The sequence below is a fragment of the Nocardioides xinjiangensis genome (genome assembly GCF_017916385.1).
GTDB lineage: Bacteria > Actinomycetota > Actinomycetes > Propionibacteriales > Nocardioidaceae > Nocardioides > Nocardioides xinjiangensis.
The window spans coordinates 1,077,619-1,098,337 of the sequence record NZ_JAFMSW010000001.1; the positions used below are offsets into that span (position 1 = coordinate 1,077,619).

20 protein-coding genes are annotated in these 20,719 nt (G+C 73.6%); 9 read left to right on the forward strand and 11 right to left on the reverse strand.

The features are described 5' to 3' along the window. Positions 1 to 38: 38 nt before the first annotated feature. The gene (locus J3P32_RS05115) at positions 39 to 467 is read right to left on the reverse strand and encodes a hypothetical protein (RefSeq protein WP_210438747.1); all 429 of its coding nucleotides are present in this window, start codon (positions 465 to 467) and stop codon (positions 39 to 41) included. Between the two features lie 163 nt (positions 468 to 630). Here J3P32_RS05115 and J3P32_RS05120 point away from each other — a divergent pair, with 163 nt between their 5' ends. From J3P32_RS05120 to J3P32_RS05140, 5 genes are all read left to right on the forward strand, one after another. After that, positions 631 to 1,035, forward strand: coding sequence for a YciI family protein (locus J3P32_RS05120; protein WP_210438748.1), 405 nt, complete (start codon positions 631 to 633; stop codon positions 1,033 to 1,035). An 11-nt stretch (positions 1,036 to 1,046) separates the two neighbouring features. Further along, positions 1,047 to 2,204, forward strand: coding sequence for an RNA polymerase sigma factor (locus tag J3P32_RS05125; protein ID WP_210438749.1), 1,158 nt, complete (start codon positions 1,047 to 1,049; stop codon positions 2,202 to 2,204). A gap of 168 nt (positions 2,205 to 2,372) precedes the next feature. Continuing rightward, on the forward strand, positions 2,373 to 3,092 hold the full coding sequence (locus tag J3P32_RS05130) for a response regulator transcription factor (RefSeq protein WP_210438750.1): 720 nt from the start codon (positions 2,373 to 2,375) through the stop codon (positions 3,090 to 3,092). Next, positions 3,089 to 4,525 (forward strand): sensor histidine kinase, encoded by a 1,437-nt coding sequence (locus tag J3P32_RS05135; protein ID WP_210438751.1) that lies wholly within the window; start codon positions 3,089 to 3,091, stop codon positions 4,523 to 4,525. Before J3P32_RS05130 ends, J3P32_RS05135 begins: the two co-directional genes overlap by 4 nt. A gap of 380 nt (positions 4,526 to 4,905) precedes the next feature. Further along, positions 4,906 to 5,472: a DUF402 domain-containing protein gene (locus tag J3P32_RS05140; protein WP_210438752.1), complete on the forward strand. Its 567-nt coding sequence runs from the start codon at positions 4,906 to 4,908 to the stop codon at positions 5,470 to 5,472. On the opposite strand, the gene J3P32_RS05145 is transcribed toward J3P32_RS05140, so the two are convergent. Then, a complete protein-coding gene (locus tag J3P32_RS05145; protein ID WP_307861591.1) occupies positions 5,450 to 6,850 on the reverse strand; it encodes a threonine/serine exporter family protein in 1,401 nt (466 codons plus the stop codon). The two genes, J3P32_RS05140 and J3P32_RS05145, sit on opposite strands and share 23 nt — an antisense overlap. Positions 6,851 to 6,929: 79 nt before the next feature. Here J3P32_RS05145 and J3P32_RS05150 point away from each other — a divergent pair, with 79 nt between their 5' ends. Next, a complete protein-coding gene (locus tag J3P32_RS05150) occupies positions 6,930 to 8,063 on the forward strand; it encodes a glutamate--cysteine ligase (RefSeq protein ID WP_210438753.1) in 1,134 nt (377 codons plus the stop codon). A 69-nt stretch (positions 8,064 to 8,132) separates the two neighbouring features. Here J3P32_RS05150 and J3P32_RS05155 read toward each other — a convergent pair whose 3' ends face one another. Then, positions 8,133 to 9,392 (reverse strand): site-specific DNA-methyltransferase, encoded by a 1,260-nt coding sequence (locus tag J3P32_RS05155; RefSeq protein ID WP_307861592.1) that lies wholly within the window; start codon positions 9,390 to 9,392, stop codon positions 8,133 to 8,135. Positions 9,393 to 9,493: 101 nt separating this feature from the next. Here J3P32_RS05155 and J3P32_RS05160 point away from each other — a divergent pair, with 101 nt between their 5' ends. Beyond that, positions 9,494 to 10,858, forward strand: coding sequence for a phosphodiester glycosidase family protein (locus J3P32_RS05160; RefSeq protein WP_210438754.1), 1,365 nt, complete (start codon positions 9,494 to 9,496; stop codon positions 10,856 to 10,858). Between the two features lie 35 nt (positions 10,859 to 10,893). Here J3P32_RS05160 and J3P32_RS05165 read toward each other — a convergent pair whose 3' ends face one another. Beyond that, positions 10,894 to 11,523 carry a hypothetical protein gene (locus J3P32_RS05165; RefSeq protein ID WP_210438755.1) on the reverse strand — a complete coding sequence of 210 codons (630 nt, stop codon included), beginning with the start codon at positions 11,521 to 11,523 and terminating at the stop codon, positions 10,894 to 10,896. Between the two features lie 99 nt (positions 11,524 to 11,622). Between J3P32_RS05165 and J3P32_RS05170 the strand changes: the two genes are divergently transcribed. Together J3P32_RS05170 and J3P32_RS05175 are read left to right on the forward strand one after the other, a co-directional pair. Next, entirely contained in the window at positions 11,623 to 12,630 is a 1,008-nt protein-coding gene (locus J3P32_RS05170) for a GTP pyrophosphokinase (RefSeq protein WP_307807731.1), read from the forward strand. A gap of 24 nt (positions 12,631 to 12,654) precedes the next feature. Next, on the forward strand, positions 12,655 to 13,791 hold the full coding sequence (locus J3P32_RS05175) for a calcium:proton antiporter (protein WP_210438756.1): 1,137 nt from the start codon (positions 12,655 to 12,657) through the stop codon (positions 13,789 to 13,791). A gap of 80 nt (positions 13,792 to 13,871) precedes the next feature. Here the strand turns inward: J3P32_RS05175 and J3P32_RS05180 are convergent, their stop codons facing one another. The 7 genes from J3P32_RS05180 to J3P32_RS05210 all read right to left on the reverse strand — a co-directional run bounded on the left by J3P32_RS05180 (position 13,872) and on the right by J3P32_RS05210 (position 20,700). Then, a complete protein-coding gene (locus tag J3P32_RS05180; protein WP_210438757.1) occupies positions 13,872 to 14,687 on the reverse strand; it encodes an ABC transporter substrate-binding protein in 816 nt (271 codons plus the stop codon). 4 nt (positions 14,688 to 14,691) lie between these two features. Beyond that, positions 14,692 to 15,288 (reverse strand): GTP-binding protein, encoded by a 597-nt coding sequence (locus tag J3P32_RS05185; RefSeq protein ID WP_241005211.1) that lies wholly within the window; start codon positions 15,286 to 15,288, stop codon positions 14,692 to 14,694. Continuing rightward, positions 15,269 to 15,637 carry a DUF742 domain-containing protein gene (locus tag J3P32_RS05190; RefSeq protein WP_210438758.1) on the reverse strand — a complete coding sequence of 123 codons (369 nt, stop codon included), beginning with the start codon at positions 15,635 to 15,637 and terminating at the stop codon, positions 15,269 to 15,271. The genes J3P32_RS05185 and J3P32_RS05190 overlap by 20 nt, the downstream gene beginning before the upstream one ends. Before the next feature lie 13 nt (positions 15,638 to 15,650). Beyond that, positions 15,651 to 16,082, reverse strand: coding sequence for a roadblock/LC7 domain-containing protein (locus tag J3P32_RS05195; protein WP_210438759.1), 432 nt, complete (start codon positions 16,080 to 16,082; stop codon positions 15,651 to 15,653). Continuing rightward, on the reverse strand, positions 16,079 to 19,429 hold the full coding sequence (locus J3P32_RS05200; protein WP_210438760.1) for a sensor histidine kinase: 3,351 nt from the start codon (positions 19,427 to 19,429) through the stop codon (positions 16,079 to 16,081). The genes J3P32_RS05195 and J3P32_RS05200 overlap by 4 nt, the downstream gene beginning before the upstream one ends. Positions 19,430 to 19,734: 305 nt before the next feature. Further along, positions 19,735 to 20,418 carry an AIM24 family protein gene (locus J3P32_RS05205; RefSeq protein WP_210438761.1) on the reverse strand — a complete coding sequence of 228 codons (684 nt, stop codon included), beginning with the start codon at positions 20,416 to 20,418 and terminating at the stop codon, positions 19,735 to 19,737. 69 nt (positions 20,419 to 20,487) lie between these two features. Then, the gene (locus tag J3P32_RS05210; RefSeq protein ID WP_210438762.1) at positions 20,488 to 20,700 is read right to left on the reverse strand and encodes a hypervirulence associated TUDOR domain-containing protein; all 213 of its coding nucleotides are present in this window, start codon (positions 20,698 to 20,700) and stop codon (positions 20,488 to 20,490) included. Positions 20,701 to 20,719 lie beyond the last annotated feature (19 nt).

Here is a 20,719-nt window from a genome sequence, read left to right on the forward strand (position 1 = left end):
GTGCGGTCCCGGCCGGCGCCGACCGGCCGGGACCGGGCTCAGGAGCTCGAGCCGCTGTCGGAGCCCTCGCCCTCCGGCGGTGTGGTGGGCGGCAGCTGCCCGGGCACGCCGCGCGGGCCGCGCTCCATGCCGCCTCGCCCGTCGGGCCCGGGGGCGCGGTCGTCGCGGTGCACCCAGCCGCCGTGGTCCCGGGGACCGTCGTGGGTGACGGCGTGCACCGCTGCCGTGCCGAGCCCGCCGACGATGACGCCCGCGAGAGCGGAGGCGAGGAGGGCGGCGAGGCCGAACGTCCGGTTGCCGTCGGAGCGCCGCAGGGAGCGCAGCCGCTCGCGGAAGCGGCGGCGGCCGGGAGGCGCCTCGGCCGGCGTCTCTGCGGCGACGCGGGGGGACTCTCGAGGGGCGGGGCCGGCGGCACGCACGGGCTGGGTCTCGTCGGGCCGGGGAGCGGCCTGCTGGTCGTCGTTCATGGGAGCGAGCGTGGTCCGGCTTGCTGTGCCGGGACTGTGCGTGACCTCTGTGTCCGCCCAGACCTCCGAGGGTTCCTGCGGGGCGATGTCGAGAACTGGCGCAGGACTCCGTCCCCGGGGTGGACGCGGCCACAATGGGCTGCACCTCACCAAGGAGACCGACATGCCGAAGTACCTCCTCCTCAAGCACTACCGCGGCGCGCCGACCCCGCTCAACGAGGCGCCGATGGACCAGTGGAGCCCCGAGGAGGTCGATGCCCACATGGCGTTCATGGACGAGTTCGGCAAGCGCCTCGAGGCCAACGGCGAGCTCGTCGACGCCCAGGCCCTCTCGCCGACCGGGGCGTGGGTCAGCGCCGACGCCGAGGGGAGGACCGCGGTCACCGACGGCCCGTTCGCCGAGACCAAGGACCTCATCGCCGGCTGGTACGTCATCGACGTCGACGGCTGGGACCGGGCCGTCGAGCTCGCCACGGAGCTCTCGCTGGCGCCCGGCAAGGACGGCAAGCCCATCCACGAGTGGCTCGAGGTGCGGCCCTTCTACGGCGCGCCGACGGCCACCGACTGACAGCGACGACGATGTCGTACGCCTTCGACGAGGCGACGCTGCGGCCACTGGTGCCGCAGGTGATCGGGGTCCTCGTCCGCCGCGGAGCCGACTTCGCGGCGGCCGAGGACGCCGTCCAGGACGCCCTCGTCGAGGCGTGGCGGACCTTCGGCGACGGTGCGGCGGACCAGCCGCGCGACCTCAAGGGCTGGCTGGTCACGGTGGCGTGGCGCCGGTTCATCGACACCGTGCGGTCCGAGACCGCCAGGCAGCGGCGCGAGCTCGCCGTCGACGCCGAGCCGGAGGTGGGCCCGACCGAGGACGCCGACGACACCCTGCGCGTCTTCTTCCTCTGTGCCCACCCGGCGCTCACCCCTGCGTCGGCGGTGGCGCTCACCCTGCGCGCGGTCGGCGGCCTGACGACGCGGCAGGTCGCCGAGGCCTACCTCGTGCCCGAGGCGACGATGGCGCAGCGCATCAGCCGGGCCAAGAAGACCGTCTCGGGCCAGTCGCTCGACCAGCCGGGCGACCTCGCGACCGTGCGGCGGGTGCTCTACCTCGTCTTCAACGAGGGCTACACCGGCGACGTCGACCTCGCCGCGGAGGCGATCCGGCTGACCCGGCAGCTGGCCACGCTCGCCGCGGACCCGGAGACCGACGGGCTGCTCGCGCTGATGCTGCTGCACCACGCGCGCCGGCCAGCCCGGACCCGCGCGGACGGGACGCTCGTACCCCTCGCCGACCAGGACCGCGGCCTGTGGGACACCGCCCTCGTCGAGGAGGGGGTCGCGGTCCTGCAGTCGGCGCTGTTCTGCGAGCAGCGCGGCGAGTTCCAGCTCCAGGCCGCTGTCGCGGCGCTGCACGCCGACGCGCGGAGGGCCGAGGGGACCGACTGGGTGCAGATCGTGCAGTGGTACGACGAGCTGCTGGCACTCACCGGCAGCCCGGTCGTCCGGCTCAACCGGGCGGTCGCGGTCGGCGAGGCCGACGGCGCCCGTGCCGGTCTCGCCGCGCTCGCCGACGTCGACCCCGACCTGCCGCGCCACCGTGCGGCGTCGGCGTACCTCCACGAGAAGGCGGGCGAGCACGCGGCGGCCGCGAGGTTGTACGCCGAGGCCGCCCGACTGGCGACGAACGTCGCCGAGCGGACCCACCTGACCAAGCAGGCGGCGCGGTTGAACCGGCGCTAGGTCGACCGGATGCGTAGGGGCTCGTGACGCTGCGCGTCCTGGCGACTGCGCTCGGGTGGCTATCTGGTGGCGACGAGCCGACTGGCGCGCCGCGCCGGCGCGGCACGCTGACTCGCAGGACAGGCCGCGCACAGGAAACGCACAGCAAGACTCGGCAGGATGCTGTCCATGCAGCAGCAGCTCGCCCGCCACGACGGCTCCCCCGTGCGCGTCCTGGTCGTCGACGACGAGGTCAACATCGCCGAGCTCCTCGCGATGGCCCTGCGCTACGAGGGCTGGGACCTCCGGATGGCGCACAGCGGGAACGAGGCGGTGGCGGCGGCCCGCGACTTCCGCCCGGACGCGGTGGTGCTCGACATCATGCTGCCCGACTTCGACGGCCTCGAGGTGCTGCGCCGCATGCGCGCCGACGGCAGCGACGTGCCCGTGCTCTTCCTCACCGCCAAGGACGCCGTCGAGGACCGGATCGCGGGCCTGACGGCGGGCGGCGACGACTACGTGACCAAGCCGTTCTCGCTGGAGGAGGTGGTGGCCCGGCTGCGTGGCCTCATCCGCCGCGCCGGCACCGCCGCACAGGCCGACGCCGGCAACGTGCTGGTCGTCGGCGACCTCACGCTCGACGAGGACAGCCACGAGGTGCACCGCGCCGGCACCGGGATCACCCTCACGGCCACCGAGTTCGAGCTGCTGCGCTTCCTCATGCGCAACCCGCGGCGGGTGCTCAGCAAGGCGCAGATCCTCGACCGGGTCTGGCAGTACGACTTCGGCGGGCAGGCCAACGTCGTGGAGCTCTACATCTCCTACCTGCGCAAGAAGGTCGACGCCGGCCGCGAGCCGATGATCCACACCATGCGCGGCGCCGGCTACGTGCTCAAGCCGGCCCCATGAGGCTGCGCCTCCCGGCGACCCTCACCGCCCGGCTGGTGGCCGTGGCGGTGCTGCTGGTCGCGGTGACGGCCCTCCTCATCGGAACCGCGACCACCCTGGCGATGAAGCAGAACCTCGAGGCGCAGCTCGACGCCCAGGCCACCGACTCGCTCGTGAAGACCGTCAACTCCCCCCGCGGCCGGCCCGACGGCGACGGACGCAGCGGCTTCGACCCGTTCCGCGACATCTCCCGGCAGTACGAGGGGGCGCTCGTGGCGGTCCTGCCCGAGCAGGGCGAGGCCACCGGCGCGGTCCGCACCGAGGGGGACGACGAGAGCTGGAGCGTCGCCGAGCCGCTGTCGCAGCGCCAGCTCGACGCCCTCCACGACGACATGCCTTACGCCGAGTACGAGCCCGCCACCCTCCGCGTGCCGGGCCTCGGCAGCTACCGCGTGGTGTGCCACGAGGGCGAGGGCGGTTGGATCGTGGTCGGACTGCCGACCACCGGCGTCACGCGCACGATCGCCGACCTGGTCCGCCTCGAGCTGCTCGCGACCCTCCTCGGCGTGCTGGCCGCGGCCGGCGTCGGCACCTGGGTCGTGCGCCGCCAGCTGGCCCCGCTGCGGGAGGTCGCCGCGACGGCGCACCGCGTGGCCGAGCTCCCGCTCGCGTCCGGGGAGATCGACATGGCCGCGCGGGTGCCCGACCGGCTCACCGACGAGCGCACCGAGATCGGCCAGGTCGGCTCGGCGCTCAACGCGATGCTCGACCACGTCGAGGACTCGCTCGGCCGCCGCCACCGCAGCGAGCAGCAGGTGCGCCAGTTCGTCGCCGACGCCTCCCACGAGCTGCGCACCCCGCTCGCGACGATCGCGGGGTACACCGAGCTCGCGCGCCGACGTCCCGAGACCGGTGGCACGGCGCTCGACAAGGTCGAAGCCGAGTCCGCGCGGATGACCGCGCTGGTCGAGGACCTGCTGCTGCTGGCCCGGCTCGACGCCGGCCGGCCGCTGGAGAGCCGGCCCGTCGACCTGTCGAGGCTCCTGCTCGAGGCCGTCGACGATGCCCGGGTGCTCGACGCCGAGCGCTCCTGGCGGCTGGACCTCCCCGACGAGCCCATCACCGTCACCGGCGACGAGGCGCGGCTGCACCAGGTCGCGACCAACCTGCTCACCAACGCGCGCAAGCACACCCCGCCGGGCAGCACGGTGACCGTGTCCGGCACGACGGCGGGGTTCAGCGTCCACGACGACGGGCCGGGGTTCGCCCCCGACCTCGCGCCCCACGCGTTCGAGCGGTTCACCCGCGGCGACGCCGCCCGGAGCCGGGGCGGCGCAGGCCTCGGCCTCTCGCTGGTGGAGGCGATCGTGGCGGCCCACGGCGGCTCGGTGGCGCTCGAGAGCCGGCCCGGCGACACGACGGTCACCGTCACGCTGCCTGCGCGCGCCTCCTGACCGCCGGCCTCGGGTGTCGACGCGGCGCCCGTGTCCCGCGAGATCCCGTCGAGTGGGCGCCAGTGTGCCGCCACATCCCGTCGAGTGGGCGCCAGTGTGCCGCCACATCCCGCCGAGTGGGCGCCAGTGTGCCGCCACATTCCGTCGAGTCGGCGTCGACGTCCTGGGCTCGGGACATCTGCGCCGACTCGACGCGAGGGCTCGGGACATCTGCGCCGACTCGACGCGAGGGCTCGGGACATCTGCGCCGACTCGACGCGAAATCACGGGACACGTGCGCCTACTCGACGCGTCTGGGTGGCGCTCGAGAGCCGGCTCGGCGACACGACGGTCACCGTCCACCTCCCCTCGCCGCCGACGCCGACTGGTAGAGATGACGCATGGAGCCCGGCACCCCGATCCGCTGCGAGATGACCAAGTGGGGTGACCGTCCGCACTGGCGGTTCTCCGGCATCCTGCTCGGGTCCGACGAGCACGGCGACTGGCTCGGCTTCCCGGAGGGCACGCACAACCACCGGCCCGGCTACGAGTTCCGCTCCGACGTCGACGCCGTCACCCTGGTGCCGGCCGGCCGCTGGTACGTCGCGACCTTCCACGAGCCGGGCATTTGGTGCGACCTCTACGTCGACATCACCACCACACCGACCTGGGAGGGCGACGTGCTGCGGGCCGTCGACCTGGACCTCGACGTGATCCGCATGTCCCGCGTGCCGGCCGCGCCTCCGCCGGGGCGGGTCGCCGGCCCCGGTGAGGTCTTCGTCGACGACGAGGACGAGTTCGCCGAGCACCAGGTGGCGTTCGGCTACCCCGCCGAGGTGGTCCAGCAGGCGCAGGCCAGCTGCGACGAGCTCGTCCGGGCCGTCCGCGCGGGGCTGCCGCCGTTCGACGGCGCCCACCGCCGGTGGCTCGACGAGCTGACCCGGCTCACTCGCTCCGCGTCCTCCTGAGGGCCCGCCGCTCGGCTCGGGTCAGGGCACGGAAGGGGCCGACCAGGCGGGGGCCGGAGAGCCGGTTCTCCAGCCGGCGCGCCTCCCGCTTGAGCGGCTGGGCGACGTACTCCCCCAGGATGACGCCCGAGGCGAGAGCGATGGCGACCGAGATCGCGGTCATCAGCGCGAAGATGCCCTGCGAGACGAAGGGGCCGCCGTCGGACAGGAACGCCAGCCCGCGGTAGATCGAGAGTCCCGGCAGGAACGGGACGATCGCGGGCACGGCGACGACCAGGGGCGGCACCCGCACCCGGCCCGCGACGGCGTACGCCACCAGGCCGATGAAGAGGGCCGCCGCACCGGCCGAGGCGACCCGGCCGAACCCCGCCAGCGCGACCGCCTGGGAGATCAGCGCCGCGACGCCGGTGGTGAGGGCGATGGGCAGCACCGCGCGGCGCGGCGCGTACGACGCGACGCTGAAGGCGGCGGCCGACACGGCCGCGCCGCCGAGGATCGTGGGGAGGTCCGACACGCCGCGGGCCGCACCCGGCACCAGGTCGCCGAGCCCGAGGCCGACGGCCTCCGCGACCGAGATGCCGAGGGCGACGCCGGCGATGATCCCCGCGGTCGCCATCATCGCCTCGATCAGGCGTGCGCTCGCGGTGAGGTAGAAGCCGGTGAGGGCGTCCTGGACCGCGCCCATCAGGCCGATCCCCGCGAGCAGCATGATGATGTTGGCGGTCACGACCAGCGACGGGTCGACGTCGACCGGTGACGCGGCGACGGCGCCGGCGAGGAGGGTCGCGATTGTCCCGCCGGCCACCTGGAGGTAGAAGAACGGCAGCCGGCGCCGGGCGAGCACCAGCTGCACGCGGTCGATGAGGGCGGCGGCGAGCGCCGCGACGGCCGAGACGACCAGACCGCCGCCGAGGAAGACGCCGACCGCCGCGGCCATGACCATCCAGGCGACGGTCACCGCCCACCGCGGGAAGGCGTGCCCGAGCGAGACGATCGTGGCCATCCGCGAGCGCGCGAGGTACAGGTCCGCCCGGTCGGTGAGGACGTCGCGCACGAGGTGGTCGACCGCGGTCAGGTCCTCGTAGTCGATGTCGCGCTGCTGGACGTGGCGCATCATCAGCGTCGGCACGTCGTCGCCGGGACCCTGGTGGCTCATCGACAGCGCCGTGAACGTCACGTCGATCTCCGCCGTTCGCAGCCCGAGGTGGTCGGCGACCGACCGCATCGTCGCGGTCACGTCGGCCGCGCCAGCGCCCGAGGACAGCAGCATCTCGCCGATGCGCAGGCACAGGTCCATCGTCAGGTGGACCTCGCGGGCCCGCTCGGCCGCTGCCTCGCGCTCGTCGTCGTGCTGGTCCGTCCGGTCGTGCTGATCCACCTGTCCATGGTGGCAAAGGCGGGACAGGTCCCGTCACAGGGGTGATCCCGCCCGAGGCGGCGCTCCCTAGACTCGGCGCATGCGCATCGACTTCCACGCGTCGGAGCGACCGACCCTCGGCGTGGAGTGGGAGCTCGCGCTCGTGGACCGCGCCAGCCGGGACCTCGTCAGCATCGCGTCCGAGCTCCACGAGCTGGCGGGCGGGCGGCTGGACACCCCGGACCGGCTGCACAAGGAGCTGCTGCGCAACACGATCGAGGTCGTCACCGGCATCTGCGACACCGCCGGCGAGGCGGCCGAGGACCTGCGCAGCACGCTGGCGGTCGTCGCCCCCGCCGCCCGCGAGCTCGGCGTCGACCTCCTCGGCGCCGGGTCGCACCCCTTCGCCGACTGGTCGCACCAGCAGCTCACCGAGGGCCACCGCTACGCCGAGCTGATCAACCGCACGCAGTGGTGGGGCCGCCAGATGCTGATCTGGGGCGTCCACGTGCACGTGGGGATGCCCGAGCGGGACCGGGTGATGCCGGTGCTGGCGTCGATGCTGACGACGTACCCCCATCTCCTCGCGCTGTCGGCGAGCTCACCGATCTGGGCCGGCCAGGACACCGGGTACGCCTCGAACCGGGCGCTGATGTTCCAGCAGCTGCCCACTGCGGGGTTGCCGTTCGCCTTCGACACGTGGGCCGAGTTCGAGAAGTGCATCGAGGACCAGACCACGACGGGGATCATCGACTCGATGGCCGACGTGCGGTGGGACCTGCGGCCCGCGCCGCACCTGGGCACGCTCGAGCACCGGGTCTGCGACGGCATGTCCGACCTGCGCGAGCTCGCCGCGCTCACCGCGCTCGTCCACTGCCTCGTCGTCGACCTCGACACCCGGCTCGCGGCCGGCGAGGACCTGCCCACGATGGCGCCGTGGCAGGTGCAGGAGAACAAGTGGCGCGCCGCGCGCTACGGCCTCGACGCGATCGTCATCCTCGACGACCGCAACCGCGAGCGGCTGGTCACCGACGACCTCGCCGACCTCCTCGACCGGCTCTCGCCCGTCGCGCGGCGGCTCGGCTGCGAGGCCGAGCTGCGCGCCGTCGCCGACATCCCCACGCGCGGAGCGTCCTACCAGCGGCAGCGAGCCGTCGCGCATGAGTCGGGCGGCGACCTGGTCGCCGTCGTCGACGCGCTCGTCGACGAGCTCGAGCACTCCCTTCAAGCCTGACCCGCCGCACCCCGCGGCCGCCGTCGCCGGCCGGGAGGAGGCGCGCGCCTCACGCCTCGCGCCTCCGCGTCACGGGAGCGGTGGGTCCACCTCGAGGCCGCCGCCGACCTGCTCGGCCACCGCCGCCAACCGGGCGCGGGTGATGTCCGCGACCGTGGCGAGGCCCGCGAGGCGGGCGTTCGAGCCCTCGCGGGTGGGCTCCGCGGAGTTGATGCTGATGCAGCGGCGCGTGCCGCCGTCGGCGGCGTTGGCCAGGGCGACCGCGTGGCCGGTGGTGCCACTCCCCGCGAACGGGTCGAGCACCGAGACGTCGCCGGGCAGCGTCGAGAGGATCCGGCGCACCAGGCCGGTCGGCTTCGGCGACTCGAAGACGTGACCGACCAGCGCCTTGAGCTCGGCTACGGCGGTGTCGGTCGAGCCGATCTCCTCGGCGAGCCAGATGGTGCGCAGCTTCTTGCGTCGACCGCCCTCCCGGTGGAGCCAGTCCCGCTGGAAGACGTCGGCACGCTCGCCGGAGCGACCACGGATCACCCGGCACTCGAGGTCGTCGGGGCGCTCGTCGACCCGGGCCCGGGACCAGCGCCACACCGCCGGCCGGCCGTCGCCGAAGACGGGCGTGAGCTCGACGCTGCCGGCGAACGCGGTGGTCGACACCCGACCGGTCCCGGGGTCGCCGTGGAGCGGGAAGTGCAGTGTCGGCGTGGTGAGCGGGTTGAACTTCTTGTTGGTGTTGCGCAAGGGCAGGTAGCGGAACCGGCGGCCGTCGGCGGCGGTGAGGGGGAAGTCCGCCTCGTCGACCGACTCCGCGCTGCTGCCGTCGACGGCGCAGCCCGGCAGGTGGCGGGCGTAGGCCAGCACGTACTCGTGGCTGGTGGCGAAGCCGCGGCCGAGCTGGCGTCCCTTGGGGTTGAGGTTGACCACCACCTGGGCCATGAAGTTCGCCTCGCCGAACACCTCGTCCATCAGCAGCCGCAGGTGCGCCACCTCGTTGTCGTCGATGCTGACGAAGACCGCACCGTGCGGGGCGAGCGCCTCGCGCACGGCGTCGAGCCGGGGGCGCATCATCGCCGTCCAGGCCGCGTGCCGGCCCGCGTACGGGTCCGCGTGGGAGCCGTCGCGGAAGCGGTCGGCGTACGCGAAGTCGTTGCCGGTGTTGTAGGGCGGGTCGGTGTAGACGACGTCGACCGACCCCGGCGCGAGCCGCGGCAGCACGTCGAGGTTGTCGCCGACGTGCAAGGTGTTCCAGGCCCGGCCTCGCGCCGGGTCGTCCGCCGGACCGCCAGCCGCACCCTCCGCACCGCCGGGTGTGGGCGCGGGCTGGTCAGGCACGGACGGCAGCCTAGGCGCTGGGGAGGAGCCCGGCGACGGACCGACCGGCCCCGTGCATCAATTGTCCCACCAGTCCCACGACGTCCTTTACTCTGGAGCGCGTGCCTTCCTCCACGCGCCGCCTCCTGACCGCGACCCCGCTGACCGTCGTTACCGCCGGCGTGCTCGTCGCCGGCCTTGCCCTCAACGTGGGTGCCGGCCCGTCCGCCGCCGACGCGGGCGACGCCCGCGGCCGGAGCCTGGCGTACGACGCCCAGAGTGGGTACCGCGGCCGCAACCAGACCTCCGACGGCAAGCCGGGCGTCGTGGTCGGGCCCCCGGTGAGCGCCCGGGGGCGCGCGGCGCAGGTGCGGAACGACGTCAGCTACCAGATCGCGCCCGGCGTCGTGCTGCGCGAGTGGGACCAGGTGGACGGCCGGCAGCCGGTCGGGCAGGTGCGGATGAACCTCGTGACGGTCGACCTCGACGCCGCGAACATCACGTTCGAGGAGCTCTCCCCCACCTACGTCACCAGCCGCAAGAAGGTCAGCCAGCTCGGCGGCTGGAACGACGCGCTCGCGGCGGTCAACGGCGACTTCTTCGACATCGGCAACACCGACGCCCCGCTGGGCGTCACCGTGAACCGGGAGCGCGGGATTCTCGGTGGCTCCCGCGAGGGCTGGATCCCGGGCGTCAACTCGACGCTCTGGTTCGACGACTCGGGCCCGCACGTCGGCCCGCTGAGCCTGCAGTACACGATCAGGCAGCGGAGGGCGTGGACCGTCAGCGGCATCAACCACCCGCGCATCCCGGCGGGCCAGATCGGGGTCTTCACCTCCGACTGGCACCGCACGGAGGGCTACCGCGTCACCTCGGGCAAGAAGCGCGCCCGCGAGGTGGTCCTGCGCAACAACCGCGTCGTCTCCAACCGGCCCAAGCTGTCGAGCGGCCGGAAGATCCACAAGAAGGAGCGGGTGCTCGTCGGCACGGGCAGCGCCGCGGGCAAGCTGGCCACCCTCAAGCGCGGCAAGAAGATCACGCTGTCCAAGCGCATCGAGGGCGGCCGGCCCACGGTGGCGATCAGCGGTGACCGGCCGCTGCTGGTGAACGGCGTGCGCACCGTCATCAACAACACCATCGCGCACCCGCGCACGGCCGTGGGCATCGACGCCGACGGCCGCCAGCTGTTCATCCTCGTGGTCGACGGGCGCTCCTCGGCCAGCCGCGGGTACACGATGGTCGAGCTGGCCGACATGATGACGGCCCTCGGTGCGGAGAACGCCATCAACCTCGACGGCGGCGGCTCCTCGGCGATGTACAGCCGCACCGGCACCGGCGAGATGGGCGTGGTCAACGAGCCCTCCGACGGCGGCGAGCGCCTCGTGCCCAACGCGTTCGGGGTGGTCTACCACGCCGAGCTGCCGCCGGTGGTCCCGATCGTGCCGACCCCCACCCCGGTGCCCCCCACCACGACGCCCACGCCCTGACCCGGACGCGACGACCCGGCGGACGCGGTGGCGGCTCAGGCGTCCGGCGCCGCGAACACCACGACGTACGTGACCGGCGCCAGGCACTGCACCGTGCTCTTCGGCAGCTGCGCGACGACCTCGAAGCCGGCCTCGCCGGCGTCGACGGCCACGCTGCGCGGCGGCTCGCACCCGGTGGCCGCCACGGCGCCGTAGGGCGTCGCGTCCGGCCGCTCGACCTCCGCGACGGCCGACGCGACCTTCTCGGGCAGCCCGTTCTGCAGCCCGACGACGAAGTCCTGCACGGCCCGGTCGCCGTCGAGGGCGAACGCCAGCGTCGAGGGCGACCCGCCGCCCTCGGTGGCGTCCACCACCACGGCCTCGGTGACGCCGGCGGTGCCGGTGGCCGGGATCGTCGCCGGGGCGACCGGCGCGGCAGGGGGCGTCCGGGACGGTGACTCGGACGGTGACTCCGACGACGTCCCGGCCGGGCTCGACGCCCCCGCTGTGCCCGCCGGGTCGGTGGCGGAGCCGCCGTCGGAGCCGCAGGCGGTCAGGCCGGCGGCCAGCGCCAGCGCGAGGACGGGGCCGACGACGCGCACCGGGGTCGGGCGGGGACGGGCGCCCGAGCGGCGCAGGGAGCTGCCCGAGGAGTTGACCGAGGAGGTGTCCGTGGAGGTGCGCATGGCCGTTGGACGGCAGCCACGCCTCGACGGCTCCCTCCTGCGGGCGCGGCTGCGGACGCCGCGTCGACGGGGCGGGGCCGGACTGGCAGGCTGTGCGCCGTGAGCGAGGCAGGGGTCCCGGCGGAGCCGGTGCGCGAGGCGGTGCGGGCGTACGCCGCGCGGCAGCCGCAGATCGCCACGGCCACCGCGGCGTGGGTCACCCGGATCCGGACGCTGCTCGACGACGCGGGCATCGACTACCTCAGCGTCACCGGCCGCACCAAGAGCGTGGCGTCGTTCGCGGCGAAGGCCAATCGCACCGTCGAGGGACGGCTGCTCTACCCCGATCCGCTCGAGCAGATCACCGACCAGGTCGGCGTCCGCGTGATCACCTACGTCCACAGCGACGTCGCGGCCGTCGCGGAGCTGCTCGACGACGAGCTCGTCATCCTCGACGACCGCGACCTCGGCGAGGAGACCGCACGCTCCGGCCGCTTCGGCTACGCCAGCCGTCACCTGCTCGTCCGGGCCGGCGACGACGGGCACGAGGACCTCGCGAGCGAGCGGGCGAGCGTGCAGGTGCGGACCGTGCTGCAGCACGCCTGGGCGGAGTTCGAGCACGACATCCGCTACAAGGGCAACGTCCCCGACGACGCCGCCGCCGACCTCGACCGCCGCTTCACGCTCGCCGCCGGCCTGATCGAGCTGGCCGACCGTGAGTTCGCCACGATCCGCGAGCGGATCCAGGCGGCCGCACCGGGTCGGGCCGCCGAGCCGGAGGCCGACCACATCGTCGGGCAGGACCTCGCGACGTTCCTGGCCGGGCACTACAGCGACGCCGGCTGGTCGCACACCGACCACTACGACTGGATCGCGGGCCTGCTCGCCGAGCTCGGCATCGACAGCGTCGACGACCTCGCCGACCTGCTGACCTCCGTCGACGCCGACGCGGTGATCCGCCGGATGGGCTACCGCTACCCGGCGGGGGCCGTGCGCCGGCTGGACGACGCGCTGCTGGCGATCTTCGGCGAGCAGTACGTCACCCTGGAGGGCAACCGGCACCGCGTGCCGCTCCTGCGGGCCCGGATGGAGAAGCTCACCACGCCCGAGAGCCGCGATCCGCGGTAGGAGGCGGCCCCTAGGGTGGGCGCCATGAGCCGGCCGTCGTGGACCACCGTCGCCCCCGTCCTGGCCGCCGTGGCGCTGGTGCCGGCCTGGTTCACCCACCCCGAGGGGATCGTCCTCGGCGTCCTCGCCGTGCTGCTGGTCGGTGCGGTCCTGGCCGCGGTCCACCACGCCGAGGTGGTCGCCCACCGGGTCGGGGAGCCGTACGGCTCACTGGTCCTCGCGGTCGCGGTGACCATCATCGAGGTGGGCCTCATCGTCACGCTGATGGTGACCGCCGACAAGGACGCCTCCGGCCTGGCCCGCGACACGGTCTTCGCCGCGGTGATGATCACCGTCAACGGCATCGTGGGCCTGTCGCTGCTGGTCGGCGCCCTGAAGCACCACCTCGCCGTGTTCAACCCCGAGGGCACCGGCGCCGCGCTGGCCACCGTCATCGCCCTGGCCGTGCTGTGCCTGGTCGTCCCGTCGGTGACCACGTCGCAGCCGGGCCCGGAGTTCACGGGAGCGCAGCTGGCGTTCGCCGCGATCGCGTCGCTGGCGCTCTACGGCATGTTCGTCTTCACCCAGACCATCCGGCACCGTGACTTCTTCCTGCCGGTCAGCCACGGGCAGCACTCGCCGGTGGTGACGTCGGCCGGCGGCGGCGACTCCTTCGAGCACGAGCCGGTCGACCTCGACGACGACGGCCACGCCGACCCGCCGAGCAACCGCGCCGCCCTCGGCAGCCTCGTCCTGCTCGTCGTCTCGCTCGTGGCGGTCGTCGGCCTCGCCAAGATCGAGTCCCCGGCGATCGAGTCGGGCGTCGCCGCCCTGGGCTTCCCGCAGGCCGTCGTCGGCGTGGTCATCGCCCTGCTGGTGCTCGCGCCCGAGACGATCGCGGCGGTCCGCGCGGCGGCCCGCAACCGCGTGCAGGTGAGCCTGAACCTGGCGCTGGGGTCGGCGATGGCGTCGATCGGGCTCACGATCCCCGCCATCGCCGTCGCCGGCATCTGGCTCGACGGCCCGCTCGAGCTCGGCCTCAACCAGCTCCAGACGGTGCTGCTGGTCCTCACCGCCGCGGTCGCGATCCTCACCGTCGTCCCGGGCCGCGCCAAGCCGCTGCAGGGCGGCGTCCACCTGGTCCTGCTCGCGTCGTTCCTGTTCCTGACGATCGCCCCGTAGCCCGCGCCGGTCGCCCACGGGGCCCGGACACGACGACGCCGGCCCCGGGCGTGGGCCCGGGACCGGCGTCGGAGCGGTGGTCAGCCGAAGTACTTGGCGTAGATCTTGTCGTAGGTGCCGTCCTCGCGCAGGTCGGCGAGCGCGCTGTTGATGGTGCGCAGCAACGGGATGTTGCCGTCCTTCTTCACCGCCATGCCGTACTGCTCGCCGGTGTCGAACTCCCGGGCGGTCTTGAGCCGCGGGTTGTCCGCCACGAACTGGCCGGAGACGGTGTTGTCGAGCATCGCGGCGTCGAGCTCGCCGGCGTCGAGGGCGGCCTGCAGGCCGGCCGCGTCGTCGTACGCCCGCACCTGCGTGGTCTCCGGGGCGAAGTCGCTCAGGTAGGTCTCGCCGGTGGTCTCCTTCTGGACGCCGACGCGCTGCCCGGCCAGCTCCTCGAGCTCGTCCAGGCCGGAGCCGCGCGGCGTGATGAGCGCCTGCTTGGCGTCGAAGTAGGGGCTCGAGAAGTCGAGCACGCGAGCCCGCTCACCGGTGATCGTCATCGCCGAGATCGCGAGGTCGCAGACGTCGCTGTTGAGCGACTCGCCCGAGGTGATGTCGTCGAACGACACGTCGACGACGTCGAGCTCGGCGTCGAGGTCCTCGGCGACCTCGCGCACCAGGTCGATGTCGAACCCGGTGGGCTTGCCGCCCTTCAGGTACTCGAACGGCTCGTAGGGCATGTCGGTGCAGACGGTGAGCGCGCCGCCGAAGACCAGCGACACCTCGCTCAGGGAGTCGGCCTCCTGGCCCTGCGCGCTGCCGCCGCAGCCGCTCAGGGTGCCCAGCAGGGCCACGGAGGACAGGGCGGCAGCCGCGACGCGGGCCGGGTTCGTGCGCAGGATCGAACGGGTCATGGCGTCAGTTCGCATTCACGGTGAGCGACTCGCGCAGTCGCATGAGGGCGTATTCGGTGATCTTCACGAGGGCACCCTTGGCCTGCTCGCGGTCGCGGGCGTCGAGGCTGATGATCGGGACGTCGGCGGGCAGCGCCAGCGCGGCGGCGATCTCCTCCGTGGGGTAGCGCGGGACGCCGTCGAACTCGTTGACCGCGACGATGAACGGGATGCCCTTGGACTCGAAGTAGTCCAGCGGCGAGAACGACTCGTCGAGCCGGGCGACGTCGACCAGCACGATGGCGCCGATGGCGCCGCGGCACAGGTCGTCCCACATGAACCAGAACCGGCGCTGGCCGGGGGTGCCGAAGAGGTAGAGGACCAGGTCCTCGGCCAGGGTGAGGCGGCCGAAGTCCATGGCGACCGTGGTGGTGGCCTTGGTCGGCACCGCGGCGAGGTCGTCCACGCCCTCGGACTCGTTGGTCACGAGTGCCTCGGTGCGCAGGGGGTCGATCTCGGAGACGGCGCCGACCAGCGTCGACTTGCCGACGCCGAAGCCGCCCGCAATGACGATCTTCGTCGACGCAGCCGCACGCTGTGCCTTAGTAGTTTCGAAGTCCACGGAGGGTCCTTTCGATGAGCTCGAGACGCTCATCTGTCGACGTCTTCTCGGTGATGGTGGCCTGGATGCGGATCAGGCCCTGGTCGATCAGGTCACCCAGCAGCACCCGGGTGACGCCGATCGGCATCTTGGTGAGGGCCGACACCTCGGCCACGGAGCGCCGGTCGCAGACCTCGAGGACCTGCGCGGCGGAGGGAGTGAGGACGGGCGCCTCTGCACCGGGCTGGAGGCGGAGCGTCGCCTCCATGGCCAGGTCGACCGTGGCGGCCGTCCGACCAGCCGTGATGGTGTAGGACCGGATGAGGCGGGGGCGGTAGTCCTCGTCCTCCGGGTCGAGTGGCGGCGTCACGGCACGGGACCGGTCAGCCGCTCGTACCGACGCGGGCCTGGGCCTCGACGGTACGTCCCACGCGGTCCACCAGGAGGGCCATCTCGTAGCCGACCTGCCCGATGTCGGCCTCCTCGGTGGTGAGCACGGTGAGGTTCGAGCCGTCACCGACGCTCATCAGCATGAGGAACCCCATCTCCATCTCGACGATGGTCTGCATCACCGAGCCACCCTCGAAGAGGCGGGCGGCGCCGACCGCGAGGCTGGCGAGCCCGGATGAGACGGCCGCGACCTGCTCGGCGCGCTCACCGGGGATGCTGGTGCTCGAGGCCATGAGGAGGCCATCGGCCGACACGAGGATGGCGTGCGCGGCGTCGGGCACGTCGTCGACGAAGCGCGACATCACCCAGTCGAGGTCGCGGTCGTCAGTGGTGCTGGCGGGGGCGGCGGAGAATTCGTGCGTCATGCGGGGCCTGCTTCCGTGTGCTGAGTGGAACTTCTGGCTGCTCGTCGACCGCGGGACACGCCCGCGGTGTGGGCCTGGAGCCGGCGACGGATGGCCTCGGGGTCACGCGTCTTGGCTGCCGTGGGCGGGGTGACGCTACCGGGGACGAGGCGCTCCCCCGGGGCTCGTCGGGGAAGACCGACGGGCGTCGACTCGACGGCCGGCGACTCCTCCGCGACCTGCTCGGCGATCTCCCACCCGCGGTCCACCTCGGTCTCGCGGATCTCGCTCGCGTCGCCGCTGAGCCAGCCCGAGCGCATGGACTTGAAGATGGGCGACTCGGCGCCGGCGGGCTGCGCCTCGGAGCTGCTGGAGCCGTTCGAGGCGGCGGACCCGTACGTGCCGTCGAGGCCGTCGAGGCCGCCGAGGCCGTTGACCGCGGTCGCACCGTTGCCGGCCGCGTACGCGGCGGGCGCGTCGTACGACGGCTGCGGCTCCGGGGCCACGACCGGCTCCGGCGCGCGGACGACGGGCTCCGGGCGGCGGAACGGCGAGCCGAGGCCCAGCGGGTCGTCGTGGTCGACCTCGACCTCGGGCTCCTCGAACCGGTGTGCTGCCGCCGGCTCGACCGGAGCGGCCACCTCGGTGGCCGGCTCCGGCCGGGGCTCGCGCACCGGCGCGGCCTCGGGCTCGGGCTCGGGCGTCACGTGCGCCGCGGGCTCGTCGAACGCGTCGGCGGGCAGCGGGTCGGACAGCGGGTCGGACAGCGGCGCGTGCGCCCGGGCGGTCTCGACGGGAGCGACCTGCTCCTCGACGGGCTCGGCCTCGGCCACCGGCTCCAGCGTCGGCTCGGGCGTCGGCTCCGGCGTCGGCTCGGGACCGGCGTCACCGACCCTCGCCTCCTGCTCGGCCTGCGCTCGCTGCCGCGAGGCCAGGGCCGTGATCGGGACGACGCGGGCGACCTTCTCGGCCGGTCGCGGCGCCGCCGCGGCGTCGCCGTCGGCTGCCGCTGCGGCCGGCTGCTCGCGCTTGCCGAACAGCGGACCGGTCGCGCCGGAGGTCTCCGGGGGCAGGAACGCCTCGGCACCCGTGCGGGGCATGTTGGCGCCCGGGTCGCGGCGCGGCAGGAGGCCGCCGAGCGGCGGACGGTCGGGCGTCGGCACGGAGGCCGACGCCGCAGCCGGAGCTGCCGGCGCCACCGGGGCCTGGGCCGGGGCAGCGGGGGCCGGCTGGGCCGGGGCGGGCTGCGCCTGGTGAGGCGGGACGGGCTGGGACTGCGCAGGCGCGGCGGCGGCGGAGTCGGTCGGCAGCGGCTCGAGGTCGGCCTCCGCGCGGTCGGCCCTCGCCTCGGCGGCGTCCTTCTGCGCGGCCTTGGCCTGTGCCGCGGCGGCGCGCTCGGCGGCCTTGGCCTCCGCCTTCTGCGTGCGGGCCAGGTTGCGGGCCTCGCGCTTCGACAGCACCGGGGTCGCGAGCGAGCCGGTCTCCAGCACCTCGGTGCTCGGGGCCGGCGCCGCGACGGACCTGCTCGCCGGCGCGGGCGCGCCGGTCTGCGCGAGGTCGGGCAGCACCGCCGGCGGGAGGAGGACGGTCGCCGTCATGCCGCCACCGGGGTTGCGCGACAGGTGCGCGTGGATGCCGTGGCGCTCGGCGAGGCGGGACACCACGAACAGGCCCATGCGACGAGCGGTGTCGGGCGTGGCCTCGGCGCCGTGCTGGAGGTCGCGGTTGAGCTGCTCGAGCTCGGCCGGCGGCACCCCGAGACCGGCGTCGGTGATCGTCACCGTCACGCCCTCGGCGCCGAGCTTGGCGGCCAGGCGCACGGGCTCGGCGGGCGGCGAGAAGGTCAGCGCGTTGTCGACGAGCTCGGTGAGCAGGTGGACCACGTCGGCCGCGGCCTCGTCGCCCACGCGGGTGGTGAGGTGCGACAGGATCTGCACGCGCTGGTAGTCCTGGACGCCGGAGGTCGCGGCCTGGAGGGCCTCGCCCACGGTGAGACTGAACTGCCCGGCCGCACGGTTCGGGGCATCGGCGAGGATCAGCAGCGAGTCGGCCGTACGACGCATCCGTGAGGCGAGGTGGTCGAGGCGGAACAGCGACTCGAGGCGCTTGGGGTCCTCCTCGTCGTGCTCGAGGCGCTCGATCTGCGCGAGCTGCTGGTTGACCAGCGAGGTCGAGCGGCGCGACAGCGTCACGAACATCGCGTTCACGGTCTGGCGGAGCTGCGCCTCGCCGGAGGCGAGGTGGATGGCCTGGCGGTGGAGGTCGTCGACCGCGCGGGCGACCTGGCCGATCTCCTCGTTGGTGGTGACCTCGATCGGCTTGATCGGCTCGGGCTCCTGGCCGGCCCGGATCCGTGCCACGGCGTCGGGCAGGCGGTGGCGAGCCACGGCGAGCGCGCCCTCGCGGACCTTGCCGATCGGGCCGAGGAGGCTGCGGGCGATGAAGAAGGCGAGCGCGATCGCGGCAGCGAGGGCCAGCAGCGTCAGCACCGCGCCGACGAGGGCGTTGCGCTGGGCGTCGGAGGCGGCCTCGTCGAGCGACTCGCTCACGCCGCTGACGAGCGTCGTCGTGATCGCGTCGTAGGGCGCGTAGGCGTCCCGGCCGTCGAGGTCCGTGGCGGCGTCGTCGCGGATCTGCCCGGCGTGGCGGGTGTTCTGCGTGCGCAGCTCGGCCGTCTCGGCCTCGGCGCCCTCGACCGAGCCCGCGAGACGGTCGATGGCCGCCGCCTCCACGCCGATCTCGGAGAAGAGCTCCTGCGAGCTGGACTGGGACAGCGTCGAGGCCAGCAGGCCCTGCTGCAGCGCCAGCGACAGGCGGCCGCTCATCGCCTGGGAGAGCTGCTCGAGGCGCGGCTCGGGGGTCTCCTGGGCGGCGTTCACGCTGGTGATGAGCTGCGAGACGCTCGACTCGAGCTGGCGGACCAGGGCGATCCACGTGGCCGGGCCGAGGTTCTCCGCGCCCTCGCCGCGCATGGCCTGGCTCAGGTCGAGCAGCGCGTTCACGTGTGCCGTCTGCAGCTCGTCGAGGTCGGCCTGGTCACGGACCTGCGCGAGGCTCTCGGCGTTGGTCGAGATGTCGTCGATGGAGTCGATGAGGTCGCCCTGGCTGGCGGCGCTGTCGGACTGGGCCGCCACCATCGCGGCCTCTGCGGCGGTGAGGTAGTCGATGGCCGGCTGGAGGATGGCGACCTGCTGGGCGCTCCGGGCAGCCTGGCGCGAGTCGCCGTAGTCGCCGGCCACGCGCAGCCCGCCGAGGACGGCGGCGAGCAGCAGCGGGATCGCCAGGGCCAGGGCCATCTTGCGGCCCAGCGGCCAACCGGCGACCGAGAGGGCCGCGCCCTTCCGGGGCTGGGCTGCATCCTGAGTCATGTGTGCCTCGCGTGAGAGTGAGCTGCTGCGACGTCGAAAGCGCGCCGGGGGACCGGAGCAGACTCAACTTAAGGATTGCCGCGACATTCCGTGGCGTTTTCGCAGAACTGTGTCGCGACGGTGTAAGGGAAGGTGTCGCGCGAGGCCCGGGCCGCTCGCTCAGCACCACCCCTTCGGGCTGCGGCGACCCCGCAGACGAGCGCACCCGGAACACCGGGAAGGCACGCCGGCACGACCTGTCCGTCACGCGCGGACGAGGCCGACCTGCCGGCGAGCTGCCTGCGCCGTGTCGGGCGGGCGCGCGCTCAGCCAGCGGACCCGTGGCTGTGCGGCGGCACGACCGGGCCCTCGGACGGCTGGACGACGACGAACCCGGGCCCCTGGAACGCGTACTGGAACGCCTCGCCGGTGCCGCCGCGCAGCATCGAGCGCATGTTCATCGAGCTGACGACCTGCGGCACCAGGTTGGCCGACCAGCAGACGGCGGCGTTGATGTCGACGTAGGTCGGCGACTGCGAGCAGTCGAGGATCAGGGGTTGCCCGTCGCTGGTCAGCGCGACGGTGCCCGTTCCCTGGACCAGGGTGTTGAACATGCCGCCGCTCATCATGCCGGCGCCCTTGACGCGGTGGACGTCGTAGTCCAGCGTCGCGTCCATCGCCAGCAGGGCGCTGCCGTTGACCGAGAGCCCGTCGCCCTCGAGCCGGACGAGGAAGACGTCCTTGGCCGTGTCGGCGAAGAACACCTCGCCCTGGCCGGAGACCGTCATCAGCGGCGTGTCCTCCGACGTCACCAGGCGGCGCATCATCTTGCCGAGCGAGCCGGCCGACTTGTGCTCGAAGGACACCTGGCCCTGGAAGGCGACCATCGACCCCTTGGCCGCGAGCACGGGCTCGCCCAGCACCACTCGCAGCGTCTTGCGGTGGTGGAGGCTGAACCGCTCGGCGGTCGGGTTCTCCTCGTTGGCCTGGTCGAACAACTCGCTGCGCATGGTTCCCCCCTCGTCGTGGCGAGCCGGTCGGCCCGCGGTCCGCGGCGAGCCTAGCCGGGCGGCGCGCGATCAGGCGCGCTCGACCTCGCTCTGCAGCTTGAGGACCGTCGTGCCGTCCTCCTGCTCGATGACGTACGCCGGGTTGTCCTCGCTGCCGTGCCGGGTGACCTCCGACCCCTTGGTGGTGCGCGACACGTCGCCGTGGTGCACCTCCTTCACGGTGCCCTCGGCCCACGACGAGCCCCACTTCCACTTGACGGTCGTGCCCTTCCGGATGGCCATGGCACCACCGTGCCACGCG